Source organism: Streptomyces sp. Q2 (genome assembly GCF_056820935.1).
The window spans coordinates 62,603-80,847 of sequence record NZ_JBXEJE010000045.1 but is presented as its reverse complement, the minus strand read 5'-3'; the positions used below and the strand labels follow the sequence as shown (position 1 = coordinate 80,847).

The following is an 18,245-nucleotide window of genomic DNA, read 5'->3' as shown; positions in this document are numbered from 1 at the left end:
GGCCGACACCCCGTCACCGCATCAGAAATGGTGCACTTTCATCCGTACGAGGTGGTGCACGTTCGCTTGTACGCCGACAATCGGACGCCTGCTGATCAGACTGCGGGACTCGGGGGTCGGGCCCAGTCGCGTGAGGAGCTGTTGAGCCGGACGGGCCCGCAGCACTCGGCTCTGGTCTGGGAGGGTGCCAAAAACGTCCCGGTTCATTGCCAGGGCGGGGCCCACCAGCAGGGGACCTCAACCCCGGCGAGATCGTCACCGACGTCCAGTCCAGTCCCGCCCCGTCCCGCCTGTCCCTCGATGTCACCGGCGCCTCCACCACCGACGGCGCCCCGGTCCAGCTGTGGACCTGTAGCGGCGGCACCAAGCAGAGGCCGAACCCCAACTGATTCCACCCCCTGTCCGGGCCGGGCACACGCCCCAGCCCGGACACGGCGAAAACTCCGACGGAACGCGACCCCTTGTCAGGGTCATGGCCCTCTTCTACAGTCCCGGATACGGAGACTGTGGGAGCGCTCCCACAGTGGGGGTGCTCCAGCGCTCACTCCGAGAGGAGTCCCACAGGAACGTCACGGCGCCCCGTCGCGAAGAAGGCGGATCCCCCCATGCAGCTTCTTTCGATCCACCGCTCGCCCGCCCGAAAGCGCATTGCTGTGTTGCTGGCAGCGCTTTGCTGTGCCGCGTTACCCGTCGTGGCCGCGGCGGCCCAGCCGCCCGCGGCGAGTACCGCCGCCACTGAGGTCTTGGGCAACGCGACCCACTTCGCCGGGCTCGGCAGCCCCTACGGCGGCTGCGGTCTGCCGCAGCGCGAACTGGACAGCCAGGACTTCGTGGCGCTCAACGTGTTCAACACACCCGGCGACTACTCGGGCTCCTACCCCCGCCCGGTGCCGGACTCAAGCGCAGCGGTCAAGGGCGTCTTCGACAACGGCCGCAACTGCGGCCGCTGGGTCAAGGTCACCATCGGGGACTACTGCTCCGGCACCAACGACGGCGCCCCGGGCCGGCCCTTCTGCCGCAACGGCTCCTGGGTGGCCGACAAGTACAACGGGGCCACCCTGACCATGCTCGTCACGGACAGCTGTGCCGATTCCAACGCCTGGTGCCGGGACGACCCGAACCACCTCGACCTGGCGACCGATTCCCTCAACCGCTTCCGGATCGGCGGCACCCCCGTGGGGGCGATGTACCCGGACCACTGGAACAACCGTCATGTCTCCTGGAGCTTCGTCCCGGCCTCGGACTACAGCAGCGACATCCGTATCGGCTTCCTCAGGGGAGCCCAGCGGTACTGGCCCGCCATCGCCGTCTCCCATCTGCCCAACGGCATCCACGGCGTCCAGTACCTGGCGAACGGTACCTGGACCGACGCCGCAATGAACAGAGACATGGGGCAGTCCTACGTCATCGGCGCGACGGCCTCCGGCCAAAGCAGCTTCACCATACGGATCCGCGACGCAGCCTACGCCTGGCTGGGCGGCGGCCGTACGTACTCCTTCTCGCTGCCGTCAGGCTGCGCGGGAGGCTGCTCGCAGGACTACACCGCCGTCCCCTACACCACCGACAGCTCTGGAGGGACACCACCTCCCACTCCCGCGCCGAGCCCCTCCGGCGACACCGCCTGCACGGCGGAGTGGAAGCTGACCGGCTCATGGCAGGGCGGGTACCAGGCCGACGTCACGGTCACCAACACCGGGTCCCGGCCGGTCACTGACTGGTCGGTGCACCACACCCTGCCGGGCGGTGTGACCGTGGCGAACCGCTGGAACGCGGTGGTGGATCCGTCCCGCCCCGCCACCACCGTTCACAACGTCTCCTACAACGGCTCGCTGACACCGGGCGCGTCGACGACCTGGGGGATGACGCTCAGCGGCGACGACCGAGACCTCGGCACACTCTCCTGCACCGCGTCCTGACTCCCGGAGATGATCATGGCCATGACTTCATTACGCGTGCGCCGCCACCGCCTGCCGCTCTGGGCATTGGTGCTGACCGTGGTGGCGGTGGCCCTTCCCGCCATCGCGACGTCGCGCGCTCAGGGCGCGGCGACGGGCTGCACGGTCACGTACACCACCAACGAGTGGTCCGGCGGCTTCACCGCCCAGATCCGCGTCACGAACCTCGGCGCCGCCCTGAACGGCTGGCGGCTGGAGTGGACATACGGCGGCGACCAGCAGGTCACGTCCGCCTGGAAGACGCAGGTCACCCAGTCGGGCAGCACGGTGACCGCCGTGAACGTCGCGCACAATGCCGTGCTCGCCGCCGGCGGGTCCGTGGACTTCGGGCTCCAGGGCACCTGGCGCACCGCCGACCCGGCTCCCACCGCCTTTGCCCTCAACGGCACGCCGTGCGGCGGAACCGCGAGTCCCACCCCGACGGCGACCGCCTCACCGACAGCGACCGCCACGGCGCCGGCCGAATGCGCCGGGGCGACGATCTGCTCCGACTTCGAGGACCAGACCGGTACCGTGCCCTCGGGCCCCTGGCAGGCCACGGCACCCGACTGCCAGGGCACGGGGAAGGTCAGCGTCGACACGTCCGTCGCCTACAGCGGCACCAGGTCGCTGCGCGTCGACGGCGGCGCCGGCTACTGCAACCACGTCTTCGCAGCCCCCACCCGCGATCTGTCCTCCGTCGGGCCCGTGGTGTACGTACGCATGCGGGTCCGGCACACCACCGCCCTGCCCACCAACCACGTCACCTTCGTATCCATGCCGGACGCCTCACAGGGCGGCAGGGCGCTGCGCGTCGGCGGGCAGAACGGCGCGCTGCAGTGGAACCGCGAGAGCGACGACGCGACGCTGCCGGAACAGAGCCCGGCGGGGGTCGCGCTCAGCACGCCGCTGCCGACCGGCCGGTGGCTGTGCCTGCGGTTCCAGATCGACACCACCGCCCAGTCCATGCGCACATGGGTCGACGACCAGGAGGTCGCCGGACTGCACGTGGACGGGGTAGCGACCCAGAACGTCGACGGGCAGTGGCTCGCCCGTGGGACCCCTCCCCGCCCCACCGGCCTGCGCCTGGGGTGGGAGAGCTACGGCACCGGGGACGACACTCTCTGGTTCGACGACGTGACCCTGGGCTCCTCACCGATCGGCTGCTGACGCCCGCGTGGGGTCCGTCGGGAAGACAGGATCTGAACGCGCGACAGTTGTTGGTTCCTTGATCCGTACGGCACGCAGTACCCGCCTGGTGGACCGGTCAGCTGCAGGCCCTCGGCCTGGGACCGGCTCACCAGCTCGTCGATCAGCTGGGTATCGAGCTCATCGATCCCTTACGGCAACGAGGAGATCAAGTGAAACGTCGTCACGCCTTAATGGCCACCGGCGCCGCCGGTGCACTGATCCTGGGTGGCCTTGCAATCGCCACCCTGCCCGCATCGGCAGCCGCCACCGGCTGCTCGGTCGCGTACAAGGTGCAGAGCCAATGGCCGGGAGGGTTCACCGCGAACCTGGCCATCACAAATCTCGGCTCCCCCGTGCGAGGGTGGACCGCGACGTTCGACTTCCCGAACTCCGACCAGAAGGTCACCAACGGCTGGAGTGCCACGTGGACACAGTCCGGAACCCACGTGTCCGCCACCAGCCTCGACTGGAACGGAGCGCTGGATACGGGCAGGTCGGCTTCCATCGGGTTCACCGGTGCGTGGAAGGGCGTCAATCCGGAACCCGCATCGGTTGCGCTCAACGGCGTGACCTGTACCGGCTCGGTGACATCCCCGACCCCCAGCCCCACCACCACTCCGACCAGCGGTCCCAGTGGTCCGGCCCCGGAACTGAAGGTTTCCGGCAACAAGATCGTCACCGCGAGCGGCAAGCAGTACCGGCTGCTGGGTGTGGACCGCTCCAGCGGTGAATACGCTTGTGTGCAGGGCAAGGGGCTTTGGGACAGCGGCCCGGTCGACCAGGCTTCCGTCGACGCGATGAAGACCTGGAACATCCACGCGGTACGCGTGCCGTTGAACGAGGAATGCTGGCTCGGCATCAACGGCTCGCCCAGTGGAGCCACCTACCAGCAGGGCGTCAAGGACTACGTCAACCTGCTGGTGGCCAATGGCATCACCCCGATCCTCGATCTGCACTGGACCCGGGGTGCCTACACCAACGGGCCGGATTGGCACTGCAAGGACGCCACCGCGACCTGCCAGAAACCGATGCCGGACGCGCAGTACGCCACCCAGTTCTGGACCGGTGTCGCCAACGCCTTTAAGGGCAATGATGCCGTCGTCTTCGATCTGTTCAACGAGCCGTACCCGGAGATCGCCGCCGACTGGGACAAGACCGTCGGCTGGCGGTGCTGGCGAGACGGCGGTACCTGCACGGGCCTTCCCTATGAGACGGCCGGCATGCAGGATTTGGTCGACGCGGTCCGGGCCACCGGCGCGACCAACGTCCTCATGCTGGGTGGCCTGGAGTGGGCCAACGACATGCGCGAGTGGCTGACGTACAAGCCGACCGACCCGTTGAACAACATCGCCGCGTCCTGGCACTCCTACAGCTTCAACGCCTGTGCGACCGAATCCTGCTGGGACAGTCAGGTCGCGCCGCTCGCACAACAGGTACCGGTCGTCATCGGTGAGTTCGGCCAGGACAACTGCGGCTTCGACTACATGCAGCGGTTGGTGGACTGGGCCGACGCGCACAGCATGGGCTATCTCGCGTGGACGTGGAACCCGTGGGGCTGCAGCACTGGTGCCGTGCTCATCAAGGACTGGGCGGGCACCCCGGAACCTGGCGTCGGCGAGGGTCTGAAGGCCCACCTGATCAGCCAGGACCCCTACACGACCCCGTAACCGCGCACCCAGCGGCTGCCCAGCCGCGTACGACGCCGCCCCGGCCGGATGCCCCAACAGCACAACTCGGCCCGGGCGGCTTTCGACCACCACGAGTGTNAGGACCCCTACACGACCCCGTAACCGCGCACCCAGCGGCTGCCCAGCCGCGTACGACGCCGCCCCGGCCGGATGCCCCAACAGCACAACTCGGCCCGGGCGGCTTTCGACCACCACGAGTGTGAGTGTGGCGAGGTGCTCGAACCGCAGCCCACAGGGGAGTCGCCGGCTCCCGGACTCCAGGTGTGAACCCGGTCGGCGGCCGGCATCGGAACGTCCCGCACCAGCCGGATGCCCATTCGTCCTTGTCCGACAGGATTCCTCGTGCGTGCAGGCGGAGGGTCTGCTTGACAGTGCAGGTCAGGAGCGCTTGGCGACCGGCTCCAGGCCGGCCGTGACGGCATCGTCAAGGTCACCCCCTCCCGGGCGCCCGGCTGGCGACCACTACCGCGGCTGGCGAGATGTCGTCCCCTTCGCCGCCTGCACCGCCCGGATAGGCGAGGTCTCAGGCTGCCGCGTCGGAGACTTCGACACCAGCCGATGGATCTGGTCCGTGCGGGGGCCCCAACTGGTCCCCACTCGCGGTCATAGGTCTGCCGCCGAACGCTCCGTGAGACGTGCCGACACCGTGGCCAGGATCCAACCCGCTGGACAGCCGCGGACACTGCCGCACAGGTACCCGTTGCCCCGAGGGCAACATCTTCGCTCTGGGGCACACTCGTCAGCTACGACTCCGCAAGCGGCCTGCCCTTCGGGGGAACGCCCCCCTATGGTCACCCACCGCGTCATGCCAGAAAAGCCCGCCCTCAGCAGTCTGCCTGACACTTCACAAAACTCTGGCGAAGCCCCAGTTATGTCTTCTGCGGTCCTGCAAGAGGGCCGCTGGCCTCCGGGTCCGGCATGACTGTGTCCCAAGGCCGGGTAGTTACTGACCTTTGCGGCGTGATGTCGTTGGGGGCTGACGATGCGTGATCGTCGCGGTATGCCGGTTGTGTGAGATATCCGCAGGGTGGTGGGCTGACGCCTGAACGGCAGGCGTTTCGCGAGCGGATCCGGCTGGAGGCAGCGGAGCGATTCGCTGCGGGTGCCTCCAACGCCGAGGTCGCCAAGGACTTACGGGTGAGTGTGCGCTCGGTGCAGCGCTGGCGCCGATCCTGGCACGACGCCAGCACCGAGGGGCTGCGGTCTGCCGGGCCGGTGTCACGGCCCAAGCTGAGTGAGGCCCTGTTCACCGTGCTCGAGCAGGAACTCGCCAAGGGGCCGCTCGCGCACGGATGGCCGGACCAGATCTGGAGGCTGGCAAGGATCAAGACGCTGATCGGGCGCCGGTTCCACAAAAGCATGACGCTGTCGGCGACTGCGCGCCAAGGGCTGGGTCCGGGGTCAGCAGCCGCGCATGTCCTTCGTCAGCACCCCTTGCTCCGTCGCGAGTGTATGGTCGTAGCACGCGCCGGGAGCCCGGAGCCGGTAGCGCTCGCTGGTTGTGGCCACCGCGTGCCGGTCCTCGCGAGGGACGCCGAGGGTGAAGGTGGCGTCTCCCTGGTAGATGTCGTCGATGCGGGTGGCGTCGAGGAGCGCGTGGTCGCCGACGGACATGATCACGCGGAGGCGGTTGGCGCTGTCGATGGTGGAGCGGCCGTCGAGCGTGTAGGTGCGGTTCGTGCGGGACACCTGGCCGTTGGTGGTCACGGCCTGGTGGTCGCTCCACGTACCGGTCTGGTCGTCGGTGTTCTCGTCCGGCGTCCACTGGTGGTCGATCGCGGTCGTGACGGTCCGCTCGACCGTCGTCGTGACCCGGCCGTGGGAGGTGTCCAGGTAGCCGGTGACCTTCAACCGGTCCTCGCCGTCGGTCACCAGGTGGCGCAGCGAACCGTCGGTGTAGGTGTTGCTCACCGCCGGATCCGCCCTCTTGTACGACGTCACGGCCCCCGTCACCACCGACTTGTGTGCGTCCTGCCACACCAGGATGTTCGTCGGCGCGCTCCACCCCGTCTGGCCGCTCGGCACCCCGACCACCGACACGTCGACCTTGTGCGCTCTGCCGTCGTTGAGCAGCCCCGCGAACGGAGTCAGGTCGAACTCCAGCGGCCGTACGTCGAAGGCGTGTGGGGCGGGGATCACCGACCACAGGTAGGGCGACCAGCCCCCAGTCCACACGTTCGGATACGGCGAGGCGATTCCGGCGACCTTCCCGTCGATGCTCACCTGCACCTCGCGGTACGGACCGTCGTCCCCGCCCTGGCAGGAGTACGACGCGGACGGCGTGACCACCGAGTACCAGAACTCCTCACAGCCGCCGCCCGAGCCGGTGGCGTACACCTCGGCGAGAATCCGCGTGGAGTTGCGTGGAGTGGTCAGCGAGGCGCCGGTCGTCACGCTGTCACCGTCGCTGAGGGGGATGACCCGGTCGGGGGCGGAGGGTGTACGGCCGGGCTCGGGGGCGTAGAAGGTGAGGGTCACCTTGACGTCGAGCACGCCGGTGTAGGTGTCGTTTACAACGTTGCCTATGAGCATGTCGACCGACTGTGCGCTACTCAGCGTCTTCTCGTACTCGGTCACGTCCTTCTCGACGGACCAGTTGATCCCGTCCTGCGAGGGCTCGGGCGTCGATGTACGGAAGACCTGTACACCTCCGATGTCCAGATAACCGAGCCGGTCGTATTGCCGTCCCTTCACACTCCCGTCCATCCGCAGGACGACCTTGGACCAGCGGCCGGGGGTGCCGCAGCCTGTGGGCGGCGTGTAGGTGCCGGTGTAGGGGGTGAAGTCCTTGAACTGCGCCTGGGCGATCGTGACCGAACACGACTTGGTGTGCGGCGTCGAGATGGCCGGGGCGGCGGTCACCGGGTCGTGGTAGTCGGTCCCGAACTCCGCCTGCACCGTGTCGGCGGAAGCTGTGCCCAGGGACAGACTGAGGGCGGCAAGCGCGCCGGCCAGCACGGTGGCCGTCCTTCCCGGACGGATCAGGGATCTCATGGGTGCCGAAGGTCTCGTGAGTGTCATAGGGCGCAGTGAACAAGCGCGTCCCGGCCCCGGCCAAGGGCAGGTGGAAGGTATTGACCAATTCCAGACCGTTCACCGACCGAGCGGGAATGCGCCCGTAATCCAGCCGCCGGGGAAGCCCGGATCGCGAGGCCACCCCATGGTGCACTGGACGTGCAACCATTGCGCTGCGTGGTGAGTCCCCCTCCCGCCGCACTCAGATCATCGCGGGCTGCCACAGGCCACGCGCTCCGCAGGAGCGTCGTGTTCACGCGCACCGACCTTCGCCCGGCTCTCGCCACGGCCATGGCTGTCGCCCTGACCGGTGGACTGTTGACCAGGACGGCGATCGCGTCGGCCGGCCGGTACGCCGTGGACTCCGGCGACCTTCACGGTGGGGGTGCTGTTCGCGCCGAGCCGCCCGACGGGGCACCCGTGCCGTTGCGGGTGTCGAGGAAGCGGGTGGGGTTGGCCAGCACGAAGGGGCTGCCCCAGGGGGAGGTGCCGTCGACGACGGAGCTGGTATACAGGCCCTTGAGGTCGGCGATCAGGTGGACGTGTCCGCCGCTGTTGTAGAGCTTGATCTGGCCGCCGGTGCACACCTTGGTCACGACCAGGTTGGAAACGGTCTGCCCGGCGCGGTAGTTGAGGTTGGACGTGCTGGGGCGGCTGCCGCAGTGGTCTTGCCGTCGCCCCGGTAGCTGCGGGAGGCATGGTGAACGGGGCGGCCAGGAGGCGCTGTCACGTTGTTGAGTGTGTGGGTGTCTGATGGCGTGTCGGGGCATGGTGGGGCCTGTGCTCAGTCCATGGTGGACAGACCAGTGGTGCCTGCGACCTGCTCCCAGATGGCGAAGCGGATGGTCATTTCGGCTCGGTAGTCGGGGGCGGTCATCAGATGGCGGCGGGGCCGGAAGTGCGGTGAGATACCGCTGAACGCGGACAGGAACCGCTGTGTCCCTCCAGCGGAGCGGAAGCCCTTCATCGCACGTTCACGCTGCCTCGTCGGCTGGTGGCTGTTCTCCGCCCGGTTGTTCAGCCCCTTGTGCGAGCGGTGCTCGACCGAGGGCATGACCTCGCGGTGAGCGGCGCCGTAGGAGCGGAGCTTGTCCGTGACGATCACCCGCGGCACCGTACGGGTCCTCTTCACCAGACGACGGAAGAATCGCCTGGCCGCGGTCTTGTCCCGCCGGTTCTGCACCAGGATGTCCAGCACCATGCCGTCCTGGTCGACAGCCCGCCAGAGGTACTTCTGCGCGCCGTTGATCTTGATGAAGACCTCGTCCAGGTGCCACTTGTCACCAGTGCGGGGCTGGCGGCGGCGCAGCGAATTGGCGTACTGCTGCCCGAACTTCATGCACCAGCGGCGGATGGTCTCGTAGGAGACGATCACGCCCCGCTCAAGCATCAGCTCCTCCACCTCACGAAAGCTGAGCGGGAACCGGAAGTACAGCCATACGCAGTGGGAGATCACCTCGACCGGGTACCGGTGCCCCTTGTACGACGGCGACGCGCTCCTCACAGACGATCCCCCTCCACCATGATCAACCCGGAGATCATCCCACCCGCTCAGCCAACGTGACAGCACCCCCGACCCCGCATGTCCCCCATGGCCTGCTCAATCCGCTGTTCTGCGACCGCGTGACGGGTCACTTCCTTGATCGTCATGCCTGCAATCCTGGCAGGGCCCACCGACAGTGCGATCCCGGTGGGCGGTTCTTCCGGAAAGTCGACATGAGCCTGAACTGAGCCGATCCGAGGTGCGCTAACGTCCCCTCACCACGCGACCGAGGGGGACCATGGCGCAACCCCGGGCCCACACGTTCCTAAAGTGACGCCATGAGCGATCTGCCCCGGGCCCCGGACCCGTACGCGATCCTGCACGGCTGGCTCGCCGGGACGTACACCCGGCCCGACGGCCAAGAGGTCTGCGGCCGCGCCTGGGACGACGACACCAAGTACTGCTACGGCCTGCTGCTCGCGGGCATCGACTCGCCTCCCGGAAGGACCACCACGTCGCCTTTGTCCGTGGGAGCTAGTCGACGGTGCGCTGGCGGAAGGCGTCGATCGCGTCGCGGATCGACGGTGCCTGCGGCCATTCGTCGTGGAACTCGTCGGTGGGCGGGCGCCGGTGACGCACCAACTGCTCGGCGGCCTCGGCCACGTCGTGCGGGTCCGCGAAGGTGCGGTGCAGCGCGGTGACGGGACCTTTGAGGTAAGAGTCCCGGGGGCAGAGTCCGAGTTTGTCGGGTGCCCAGTCGGCTTCCATCCAGCTGAGTCCGAGCGTGCCGTAGGCCCAGCCGGTTTCCTCGTGCCAGGTGAGGCGTATGCCGCCGCGGCCTGCGGTGCGGCTGACGTCCCAGACCAGGTTGATGTACATCGTCTCGCCGTACTGGCGGGTGGTGCGGTTGGGCGGACGGTCCCCGGGGCGATACCGCGTTCCACCAGTGCCTCGTCGACGGCCTGCACGTAGGGCCAGTGGGGCAGCTTGTCGGGCCAGCCCATCCAGATCGGCGGGTCAAGCAGCACACGCCTCACCTCCACGAGTACGGGCAGGCCGAGTCATGAGGCGCAGCGGAAGACGGCGGCCGGGCCGATGATGGCGGGGCCGAATTTGTCACGGACGCGGTCTGCGGCCGCCTCGGCGACCAGGCGGGCTACGCGGGCGTCGTCGAGGCTGATCTGCTCTGCGGCCTGGTCGGCGTCGAGGAGGTCCTCGCCCTTGAGCGTGATCGCGGTCAGGCGGCCTCGCTGCAACCCTGCGGCGTCCATCAACTGGTAGGCCAGCGTGCGCAGGTCGTCCTCGTGCCCGGACGGTTCGGGCAGGCGGCGGGTTTTCTCCCAGGAGGTGCCGCCGGCGAACTTGAGCACCAGTGTCAGCCCGCGGGCCGCCTGTTGGCGCTGGCGCAGGAGGCGTCTGGCCCGTGGAAGGGCAGAGGGCCTTCCACCTCACCCGACAGCACCTGGAACAGGGCGGTGAACTGCCTACCGAACCGGGCGACGTCATCCACCAGGGCGAAGACCTCGGACGATGGGTACGGGCGCAGCGGCTGTGCTGGGACAAGCTCACCGGTGTCCAGCAGTGGATGTGCGAGCACATCCTCGGCATCCAACCCGCCACCGACGACGAGAAACCCAAACCACGGACCAGCCCGGCCGACAAATGGGCCATGAACTACACGGCCGCCCAGCAGTACTACCAGCGCGAAGGACACCTGAAGGTGCCGCGTAAGCATGTCGAAACGATCACCGTCGGCAGCGGGCACGGGGAGGCGGGTGACCATGAGGACGGCGAGGGCCAGGAAGTGCGACAGATCCGGCTCGGGGCATGGGTCGGGAACCAGCGCACCAGAGCCGCGACGCTCTCGCCGGAGCGGGTGGAGCAACTGGCAGCCATCGGCATGCGCTGGACATGATGTACAGATGGGAAGCGGGGCCGGGACAGGATGAGCCGGCGCAGCGCCGATGGTCCACCGCAGCCACGCATCCATGCGCTGTGCGGATCATGCGGCCGGCCCTGGCCGATAGGTAGCCGGCTGGTGTGCCGAACAGCGGTCAGAGCGGGCCCTGATGCTCGCGCAGGAGCGGCGCCTCCCGTCACCCGGTGAATCGGACAACTGCTCTTGGAGCATGCGACGACATCGTGGACGGCCGGGCGAAGCACTGGCTCGGCAAGATCGAAACCATCCACGACCGCGACAGCTCAACCAGCCACGGTATCGCCCGGCCTGCCGCAGTCCGCCAGAGCCTCGGCGGCCCGGCTCCGGTACGCACGGAAACGGCGCAGGTACGACCGTGCCAGAGGGCCCGGCGGGACCCCCCTGGCGAAGGCTCGCATGTTGCGTTCGCCCGCGTTGTATCCCAAGGCGAGGAGTTCGTCGCGGGTGTAGCGGCGCACGTGCCGCTTTGGAAGGCTCCGGTCGAGGTCCTTCAGGTGCAAGGCCGCCGCGTGGATGGCGAAAGCGGGATCGTCGCGAAGGTCTTGCCACCGCTCCGGCAGGCCGTGCGTTCGCCGAACCCGCTCGAACGCCGCACGGTGCATGTTGGCCACTCCGAAGGCCGCCCCGGGCTTCCACCACTGCCACAGCCGCTCCAGCAGCGGATGGTGCGGCTTGTACGCCTCATTGTGGAGCACGGTCATCACCAGTAGGGGCGACACTGCGGCCTCCTCCGCGCTGCGCACCACATACGCGGCGTAGTCGGCCGGATCGTAGCCACCGGGCCGCAACGGTGGCGTCCGAACGCCACCGCGGTCCACCGGTTGCGACCGTTGCTTCGACGCCGCCGTCGACCGCTCGGCCATCCCCACTCACCTCTCCCCTGTCGCCTGCCCCGCCTGAACAGCAGGACGTCTGCCATCCCGTGGTGCGCGTGCCCGTGCAGACCGGCCTCAATCCAGCGCGCCGGACCGCCGATCCGCATCCCCAGCCCGAAGTCGCTGCCCCACGCCGCAGCTTGACCCGCAGGCGAACCCATCCGCCAACGGCACTCGAACACAGGCGCGCCAGCCGCCCACCGCCATGCCCTGGCCCCAGACACAGGCAGCTCGTCCAAGCGTCGTCGCACACAACGATCACCAAACCTGAACCCTGCACAGCTCAGATGACACGACCTGATCACCCAACCAGCTGACTGCGCACCCGAACGTCGCTGACGTAGACCTCGCTGCAGTGGTGCGGGGTCTGTTTGGCCCGGGCGGCCATCTTGTGGTGGCTTGGTGCGCCCCAGCGGCTGGCACTCGATGTCCCAGATCGGCAGCCCCCCGAAAGTCCGTCTGAGCAGGTGGCGGGGATCGAGGACCAGCAGCCGGGCTTCGGGCAAGGTGCAGGGTGTGGAGCCCAGCTCACTCAGCGGAGGGGACCGGCGGTCGTGAAGGCGTGGGCTGCAAAGCGCTTGCCCATTTGGCGGTATGCGGCGGCGGTGGGGTGAAGGCCGTCGGCCAGGTCATCTGCCTCGTCCGGGCCGAGCAGCTCGCGTCCGTCGAGATAGTGGAGGTGGGGATCGGTGCTGCTGAACGCAGCCGGACGGCAGTTCCTGGCAGGCCTGTGCGGCGTCGAGGAAGACGTCCTGACGCGGGCGTTGCCGTCCTCGGGACAGGAGGGCTCCCAGCTGTCGACCAAAAGGAACGGGGTGCCGGCGGCGGCGTGGCGGATCGGCGGCGCGGTCGCCGGGCCGATGGTATTCGGCTGCCGCCTGTGCACGGCCCACGGGAAGACCGGCGTTGATGTGCCCCCGACCTTACGATCCCGAAATCAACAAGGCGTATACCGAACGTGCCACTCATGACGCACCGCTCCGTTAGCTCTCCTCCTCCGCCCCGGTCCCCTCGGCCGTCTGGGCCGGTGTGTCCAGCAGCAGGAGCGCCTTGCGCACCTCGTCGACGCGGGGCGAGTCGAGCGCCGTGTACAGCGCCAGCGCCGCCCGGAGGTGGTGCGCGGCCCGCTCCTGGTCCCGCAGCGCCTGCCGGACCAGGGCCATGCCGAGGTGGGCGCGCGCCTGTTCTTCCCGTTCCTCGATCACCGACGCCACGTCCAGCGCTGAGGCGTGCGCGTCGAGGGCCTCGCTGTGCCGTCCGGTTCCGTGCAACGCCTCGCCCAGGCCGTTGAGGGCGCCGGCCTCGCCGTAGCGCTCCCCGGTCCGGCGGAAGAGGTCCAGGGCCCGGCGCTGGTGCGCGGCCGCCTCGTCGTACCGGCCGAGACCGTGCAGCGCGTTGCCCAGGTTGGACAGCGCGTGCCCCTCCCCGCCGGTGTTACCGAGCCGTCGGAACAGGGTCAGCGCGCGCTCGAAGTACCCGGCCGCGGCCGGGTGGTCGCCTAGCCGGGCCACGACGATGCCCAGGTTGCCGAGCGCGCTGGCCTCGCCCAGCGAGTGGCCCGTCGAGCGGTAGAGCTCCAGTGCTCGGCGGTACTTCTTGATCGACGCCTGGTAGTCCTCCAGCAACTCGTGCACGATGCCCAGGTTGTTCAGCACGTCCGCCTCGCCGTGCGCGTCGCCCTCCGCGCGGAACAGCCCGACCGCCCGCTCGTGGTGCTCGGCGGCCTCCCGGTACTGCCCGCGCAGTTCGTGCAGCACGCCGAGGTTGGTCAGGTGCCGTGCCTCGCCGGTCTGGTACCCGACGCGCCGGCACAGCGCGAGTGCGGTGTCGTGGTGCCGTTGCGCGCTGTCGTAGTCGCCGAGCCGCCGGTGCACCGCCCCCAGACAGACCAGCACGTCGGCCTCGCCGCGGGCGTCGCCGGCCGAGCGGGCCGCCCGCAGCGCGTGAGTGTGGACGGCCAGGGCGTCGGCGTAGTGCCCGGACCGCTCGTAGTGCCGGTGGAGGGTGGTGGCGAGGCGCACGGTGTGCCCGGACGGGCCGGGCTCCTCGGTCCGCGAGCACAGCGCCACCAGGGTGGGCTGGGCAGCGGCCAGCCAGGCGCGGCACTCCTCGGCCGTCCGCAGCGGCGGCAGTCCGGTGGCCGGCAGCTCGACGGTGGGGCGCAGATGCCGTTCGGCCGGGTAGAGCAGGTCCATGGCCGCCGCGGACGCCGCCAGGCAGTGGTCTAGCAGCCGGGCCATGGCGGCGTACCGGTCCTGCGCCGGGTCGTGCCGGGCGGCCAGCTCCCCGGCGTAGGCCCGCAGCAGGTCGTGCATGCCGTGCCGGCCGGGACCGGTCCGCTGCACCAGGTGCGCGCCGGCCAGCACGTCGAGCACACGCCGGGTGCGGTCGGCGGACTCGCCGGCCAGGGCGGCGGCGGAGTGGACGTCGACCTCGGGACCGGGATGCAGGCCCAGCAGCCGGAACAGCCGGGCGGGCAGCTCAGGGAGACGGTCGTAGGACCAGGAGAACACGGCGCGCACCGCGGCCCGCGGATCTCCGTCGCCGTCCAGCAGGTCGAGCCGCCGTCGGCGGTCCCGCAGTTCGGCGACCAGGCCGGCCAGCGACTCGGCAGGACGCGACAGCACCAGCTCCGCCGCCACCCGCAGGGCCAGCGGCAGCCGCCCGCACTGCTCCGCCAAGGCCGCGGCCGCGGCCTGCTCGGCGTCCACGCGTGGCCCGATCAGCGCACGCAGCAGCGCCGTCGCGTCGTCGGGGGACAGCGCGTCGAGGATCACCCGGTGCGCTCCGTGCACCGACACCAGCGACGCCAGCGCGTCCCGGCTCGTGATCAGTACCCGGCAGTCCGGGCCGCCCGGCAGCAGCGGTCTGACCTGGGCGGCGGAGGCCGCGTTGTCGAGGAGGACGACCAGCCGCCGTCCGTCGACGGCCGTCCGGTAGCGCGCCGCCCTGTCGTCGAGCCGCCGCGGGATCTCCGGCCCGGGGACGCCGAGCGCAGTGAGGAACCCGGCGAGGGCCTGGGCCGCGGACACCGGCTCCTCCGGGTCGTAGCCCCGCAGATCGACGTAGAGCTGCCCGTCGGGAAAGGCGTCACGCATCCGGTGCGCCCAGTGGACGGCCAGCGCGGTCTTGCCGACGCCCGCGGTGCCGGAGACGGCGGAGACGATCACCGCCGCCGTCCGGCGGACGTCCTTCCCGGCGAGCAGATGCCCTGTCAGTTCGGCGAGTTCCTCATCACGGCCGGTGAAGGGACAGACGTCCATGGGAAGTTGGGCTGGGATTGGCGCGGGGGCGGCGGCAGGGGCGGGCGCGGGGCGCGGTTCGGCGGACGGCTGCCCATCATCGCTCTCGCTCAGCACCTCCTCGTACGTGGCCCGGAGTTCACGCCCCGGAGGCACACCGAGTTCGTCGGCCAGCTGCTGCCGGATCCCGGTGTAGGCGTGCACCGCCTCCGCCTTCCGCCCGGCCTCGCCCAGGGCGCGGATGAGCATCATGGCCAGAGGTTCGGACAGGGGGTGCTCGGCCGCCAGGGGGCGGAGCAGGGCGGGCACCTCCTGCGGCCTTCCCTCGTGCAGGAGGGCCCCGGCCCAGTCGAGCGCCGCCTCGATCCGCTCGCCGGTCCACACGGTCCGCACGCGCTCGGCCCACGCCCCAGCCTGCTCCGGCAGCGGCGCACCCCGCCACAGCCGCAGCGCCTCCTCCAGCACACGGGGCCGCTCGGCCCCGGCGGGGCACGCCCGGCCCCGGGCGACGAGCGCGCGGAAAAGCAGCAGGTCGACGGCGTTCTCTTCCGCTTCCAGGACGTAGCCGCCGGAGGTCCTGACGATACGGAGCGCCGCGCCCTCCCCGCCCCGCGGGTCGCCTTCTGATTCGGTCGACGCGGCGTCCTCCAGGAGCCGTCGCAGCCGGCTGATGTGCGCGTACAGGACCGACCTGGCCCCCTCGGGCGGATCGGCGTCCCACACGCGGTCGATCAGGGTGTCCAGGGGGACGGGACGCCCGGCGTCCGTCGCCAGCGCCGCGAGGACCGCCCGCCGGCGCGGCTGCCCCACCTCGCGCAGCCGCCCCCCGACCCACAGCTCCAGCGGGCCGAGCAAGTGCAGTCTCACCGTTGACGCCGCGCTTCCACAGGTACTCCGATCGATCCGCCACCTCCGTGACCAGTCGGCACTGCGCCGGACGTCACAAGGTTTTCGCAAGGTCCACCGTAGATCCTCACGGCGCAGGTCGTCAGGCGTTCCGCCGCGAACCAGCCTCACGGGACAGCACCCTGACGGCGCGCCACATCGGCGCCGCCGGGTCCCCTGTCGTACGGGGTTCGGCAGGGGCCCGGGTCGACCTGGACACAGAAACACCCCAAGAGGAGACAGAACATGAACCTTCGGCGCTGGGCCGCGGCCGCGTCCGTCCTGCTGATGGCCGGGGCGGGCACCGCCGTCGCCGCCCCCGCGAGTGCGGCCCCGACCGCGGGCTGCTACGGCTCATCCTGCGAGGGCAAGGACCCCAACACCTACTGCGCAGACGACGCGACGTCCCCCGTAGGCGGGGTGCGGCTCGGCCAGGCGTACTTGGAGCTGCGCTACAGCCCGAGCTGCCGGGCGGCGTGGGCGCGCATCTCGAGCGCGAGCTACGGAAACGGCCAGTTCACCCCGTTCGCGACCGTCCACCGCAACTCCGACGGGCGCGAGTACACCTGCGCCGTGCAGCGCGGCGCCACGAGCTGCTACACCCGAATGGTCAACGACATCAACGTGACCTCGTACGCCAAGGGCGAGTGGGACAGCGGCGCGCAGACCTACAACGGTCGCACGTCGAGCTACTGACACGTACCGACCCCGGCAGGGCCCGCCGCGACGCACGCGGCGGACCCTGCCCCCGTCGTTCCGGCTGACCGTCACGAGGCGAGGGCAGGCAAGTCTCGCTGTTCTTCCGGCAGTTCCACGGTGGCGGCGTGAAGCAGCGCGTCGGCGGGCCCGAAGACGAGCGCCACCTCCTTCGCCAGGCAGCCCCCGATGGCTGAGCACCTGCACGGGCACTGTCACGTTGGTTGACCGGTGGGCTGATCTTCGGGTTGATCAGGTCGGGGAGGGGTCGTCAGATGAGCCCTCGCGGTGTATCCCGCGAGGGCACCGCCCCTCAGCACGGCCGACATCAGCCGCCCTGAGGTAGGGCCCTCTACGCCCGGTAGTGGACCTCTGAAGCAGAACGAGCTCGGGCGACAGCATCTGGAACGTCCACTACAACTACTACCGGCCTCACACCGCCGCCGGAAACCGTCCCAGCCTCACGTCTCCGCGCCGACGTCATCAACGTCATGGCCAGCAACAGCTACTGAACTTGAAAGGGCGCTTTGACTGCACAGAAAGGATGTGACACCGCCTCTCAATCCTGCGCCTACGGCCGGTGATGGCTCCGCCAGGCCTGGCACAGCGCAAGGAACTCCCCCTGCTGTTCGGCGAGCAGGTCCTCGGTCCGCTGCAGGTGGCAGTCCAGCAGGTGCACGCCGTCCTGGAACGGCTCGAAGCCGATCCGCTGCCAGACCCGACCCAGCTTCACGGCTGCTTCCCGGTGCTGATCCTCGGTCAGTTCACGTCCGTCGGCGGAACCCGGCTCGCACGCAACCGCGGCGCAGCCCTGCGAGAGTCGGCGGATCGCGGAGCCCGCCAGAACAGGTCCCAGCCCCACCCCGCGCCATCCAGGCTCCAGGATGACCCGGTCCATGACCAACAGGTCGCCGACCGGGTGCGCAAGCGTGGCCTGGAGGCCAGGGGCCCAGTCTCCGGCGGCGACGTCCAGGACCACTTCACCGATGCCGGCCACGTCCCCGGTGTAGGAGTCCATCGCCTCGAAGGGGTGATCCGGGCCGAACATCCGCACCCGCACGAACGACATCCGGCCCACCGCGACGTCCTGCACCGCGTCCAACGCAGCCTGATCCAGGTCACTGTGCACGGACAGTTCCTCGGCCAGGACGTCCGCGTCGATCCGGGCCGTCACCGTCCACACTTCCAGCGTGTCCTCGAACTCGTACACCTGGAGGGGGTGTTCGTGGTGGTAGACCAGACTGATCTGCGACGGGTCGGCGACCAACTGGGCGATCGCGGGAGCAACGGTGGCCAC

The 18,245-nt window shown here is 69.6% G+C and carries 14 protein-coding genes and 2 pseudogenes; 7 read left to right on the top strand and 9 right to left on the bottom strand.

Features of this window, described 5'->3' with window-relative positions; genetic code table 11:
• The first annotated feature begins 743 nt into the window (after window positions 1–743).
• The 4 genes and pseudogenes from ACWBNA_RS38430 to ACWBNA_RS38415 form a co-directional block, all read left to right on the top strand.
• Window positions 744–1,916: a cellulose binding domain-containing protein gene (locus ACWBNA_RS38430; protein ID WP_482709170.1), complete on the top strand. Its 1,173-nt coding sequence runs from the start codon at window positions 744–746 to the stop codon at window positions 1,914–1,916.
• 21 nt (window positions 1,917–1,937) lie between these two features.
• Window positions 1,938–3,104, top strand: a complete 1,167-nt coding sequence (locus ACWBNA_RS38425; protein ID WP_482709169.1) for a cellulose-binding domain-containing protein — start codon at window positions 1,938–1,940, stop codon at window positions 3,102–3,104.
• 212 nt (window positions 3,105–3,316) lie between these two features.
• The gene (locus ACWBNA_RS38420) at window positions 3,317–4,792 is read left to right on the top strand and encodes a cellulase family glycosylhydrolase (protein ID WP_482709175.1); all 1,476 of its coding nucleotides are present in this window, start codon (window positions 3,317–3,319) and stop codon (window positions 4,790–4,792) included.
• A 1,032-nt stretch (window positions 4,793–5,824) separates the two neighbouring features.
• Window positions 5,825–6,196: pseudogene (locus tag ACWBNA_RS38415) on the top strand (helix-turn-helix domain-containing protein); the annotation flags it as partial.
• 18 nt (window positions 6,197–6,214) lie between these two features.
• Here ACWBNA_RS38415 and ACWBNA_RS38410 read toward each other — a convergent pair.
• The 5 genes from ACWBNA_RS38410 to ACWBNA_RS38390 all read right to left on the bottom strand — a co-directional run bounded on the left by ACWBNA_RS38410 (window position 6,215) and on the right by ACWBNA_RS38390 (window position 10,681).
• A complete protein-coding gene (locus ACWBNA_RS38410; protein WP_384309028.1) occupies window positions 6,215–7,807 on the bottom strand; it encodes a peptide-N4-asparagine amidase in 1,593 nt (530 codons plus the stop codon).
• A 395-nt stretch (window positions 7,808–8,202) separates the two neighbouring features.
• Complete coding sequence (locus ACWBNA_RS38405; protein WP_482709168.1) at window positions 8,203–8,424, bottom strand: hypothetical protein; 222 nt, start codon at window positions 8,422–8,424, stop codon at window positions 8,203–8,205.
• Window positions 8,425–8,612: 188 nt separating this feature from the next.
• Entirely contained in the window at window positions 8,613–9,332 is a 720-nt protein-coding gene (locus ACWBNA_RS38400) for an IS6 family transposase (RefSeq protein ID WP_482709167.1), read from the bottom strand.
• Between the two features lie 513 nt (window positions 9,333–9,845).
• Complete coding sequence (locus ACWBNA_RS38395) at window positions 9,846–10,190, bottom strand: hypothetical protein (RefSeq protein WP_482709166.1); 345 nt, start codon at window positions 10,188–10,190, stop codon at window positions 9,846–9,848.
• Window positions 10,191–10,372: 182 nt separating this feature from the next.
• The gene (locus ACWBNA_RS38390; RefSeq protein WP_482709165.1) at window positions 10,373–10,681 is read right to left on the bottom strand and encodes a hypothetical protein; all 309 of its coding nucleotides are present in this window, start codon (window positions 10,679–10,681) and stop codon (window positions 10,373–10,375) included.
• A 53-nt stretch (window positions 10,682–10,734) separates the two neighbouring features.
• Here ACWBNA_RS38390 and ACWBNA_RS38385 point away from each other — a divergent pair, with 53 nt between their 5' ends.
• Window positions 10,735–11,226: a helicase associated domain-containing protein gene (locus ACWBNA_RS38385; protein ID WP_482709164.1), complete on the top strand. Its 492-nt coding sequence runs from the start codon at window positions 10,735–10,737 to the stop codon at window positions 11,224–11,226.
• A gap of 287 nt (window positions 11,227–11,513) precedes the next feature.
• Here the strand turns inward: ACWBNA_RS38385 and ACWBNA_RS38380 are convergent, their stop codons facing one another.
• The 3 genes from ACWBNA_RS38380 to ACWBNA_RS38370 form a co-directional block, all read right to left on the bottom strand.
• Window positions 11,514–12,113: a lytic transglycosylase domain-containing protein gene (locus ACWBNA_RS38380; protein ID WP_482709163.1), complete on the bottom strand. Its 600-nt coding sequence runs from the start codon at window positions 12,111–12,113 to the stop codon at window positions 11,514–11,516.
• Window positions 12,114–12,657: 544 nt separating this feature from the next.
• Window positions 12,658–13,011, bottom strand: a complete 354-nt coding sequence (locus ACWBNA_RS38375; protein WP_482709162.1) for a hypothetical protein — start codon at window positions 13,009–13,011, stop codon at window positions 12,658–12,660.
• A 97-nt stretch (window positions 13,012–13,108) separates the two neighbouring features.
• The gene (locus ACWBNA_RS38370) at window positions 13,109–16,234 is read right to left on the bottom strand and encodes an AfsR/SARP family transcriptional regulator (RefSeq protein ID WP_482709161.1); all 3,126 of its coding nucleotides are present in this window, start codon (window positions 16,232–16,234) and stop codon (window positions 13,109–13,111) included.
• A 264-nt stretch (window positions 16,235–16,498) separates the two neighbouring features.
• Here ACWBNA_RS38370 and ACWBNA_RS38365 point away from each other — a divergent pair, with 264 nt between their 5' ends.
• A complete protein-coding gene (locus tag ACWBNA_RS38365; protein WP_482709160.1) occupies window positions 16,499–16,948 on the top strand; it encodes a DUF2690 domain-containing protein in 450 nt (149 codons plus the stop codon).
• Between the two features lie 365 nt (window positions 16,949–17,313).
• Window positions 17,314–17,460, top strand: a pseudogene (locus tag ACWBNA_RS38360) (IS481 family transposase); the annotation flags it as partial.
• A 59-nt stretch (window positions 17,461–17,519) separates the two neighbouring features.
• Here ACWBNA_RS38360 and ACWBNA_RS38355 read toward each other — a convergent pair.
• Window positions 17,520–18,245, bottom strand: a complete 726-nt coding sequence (locus ACWBNA_RS38355) for a hypothetical protein (protein WP_482709159.1) — start codon at window positions 18,243–18,245, stop codon at window positions 17,520–17,522.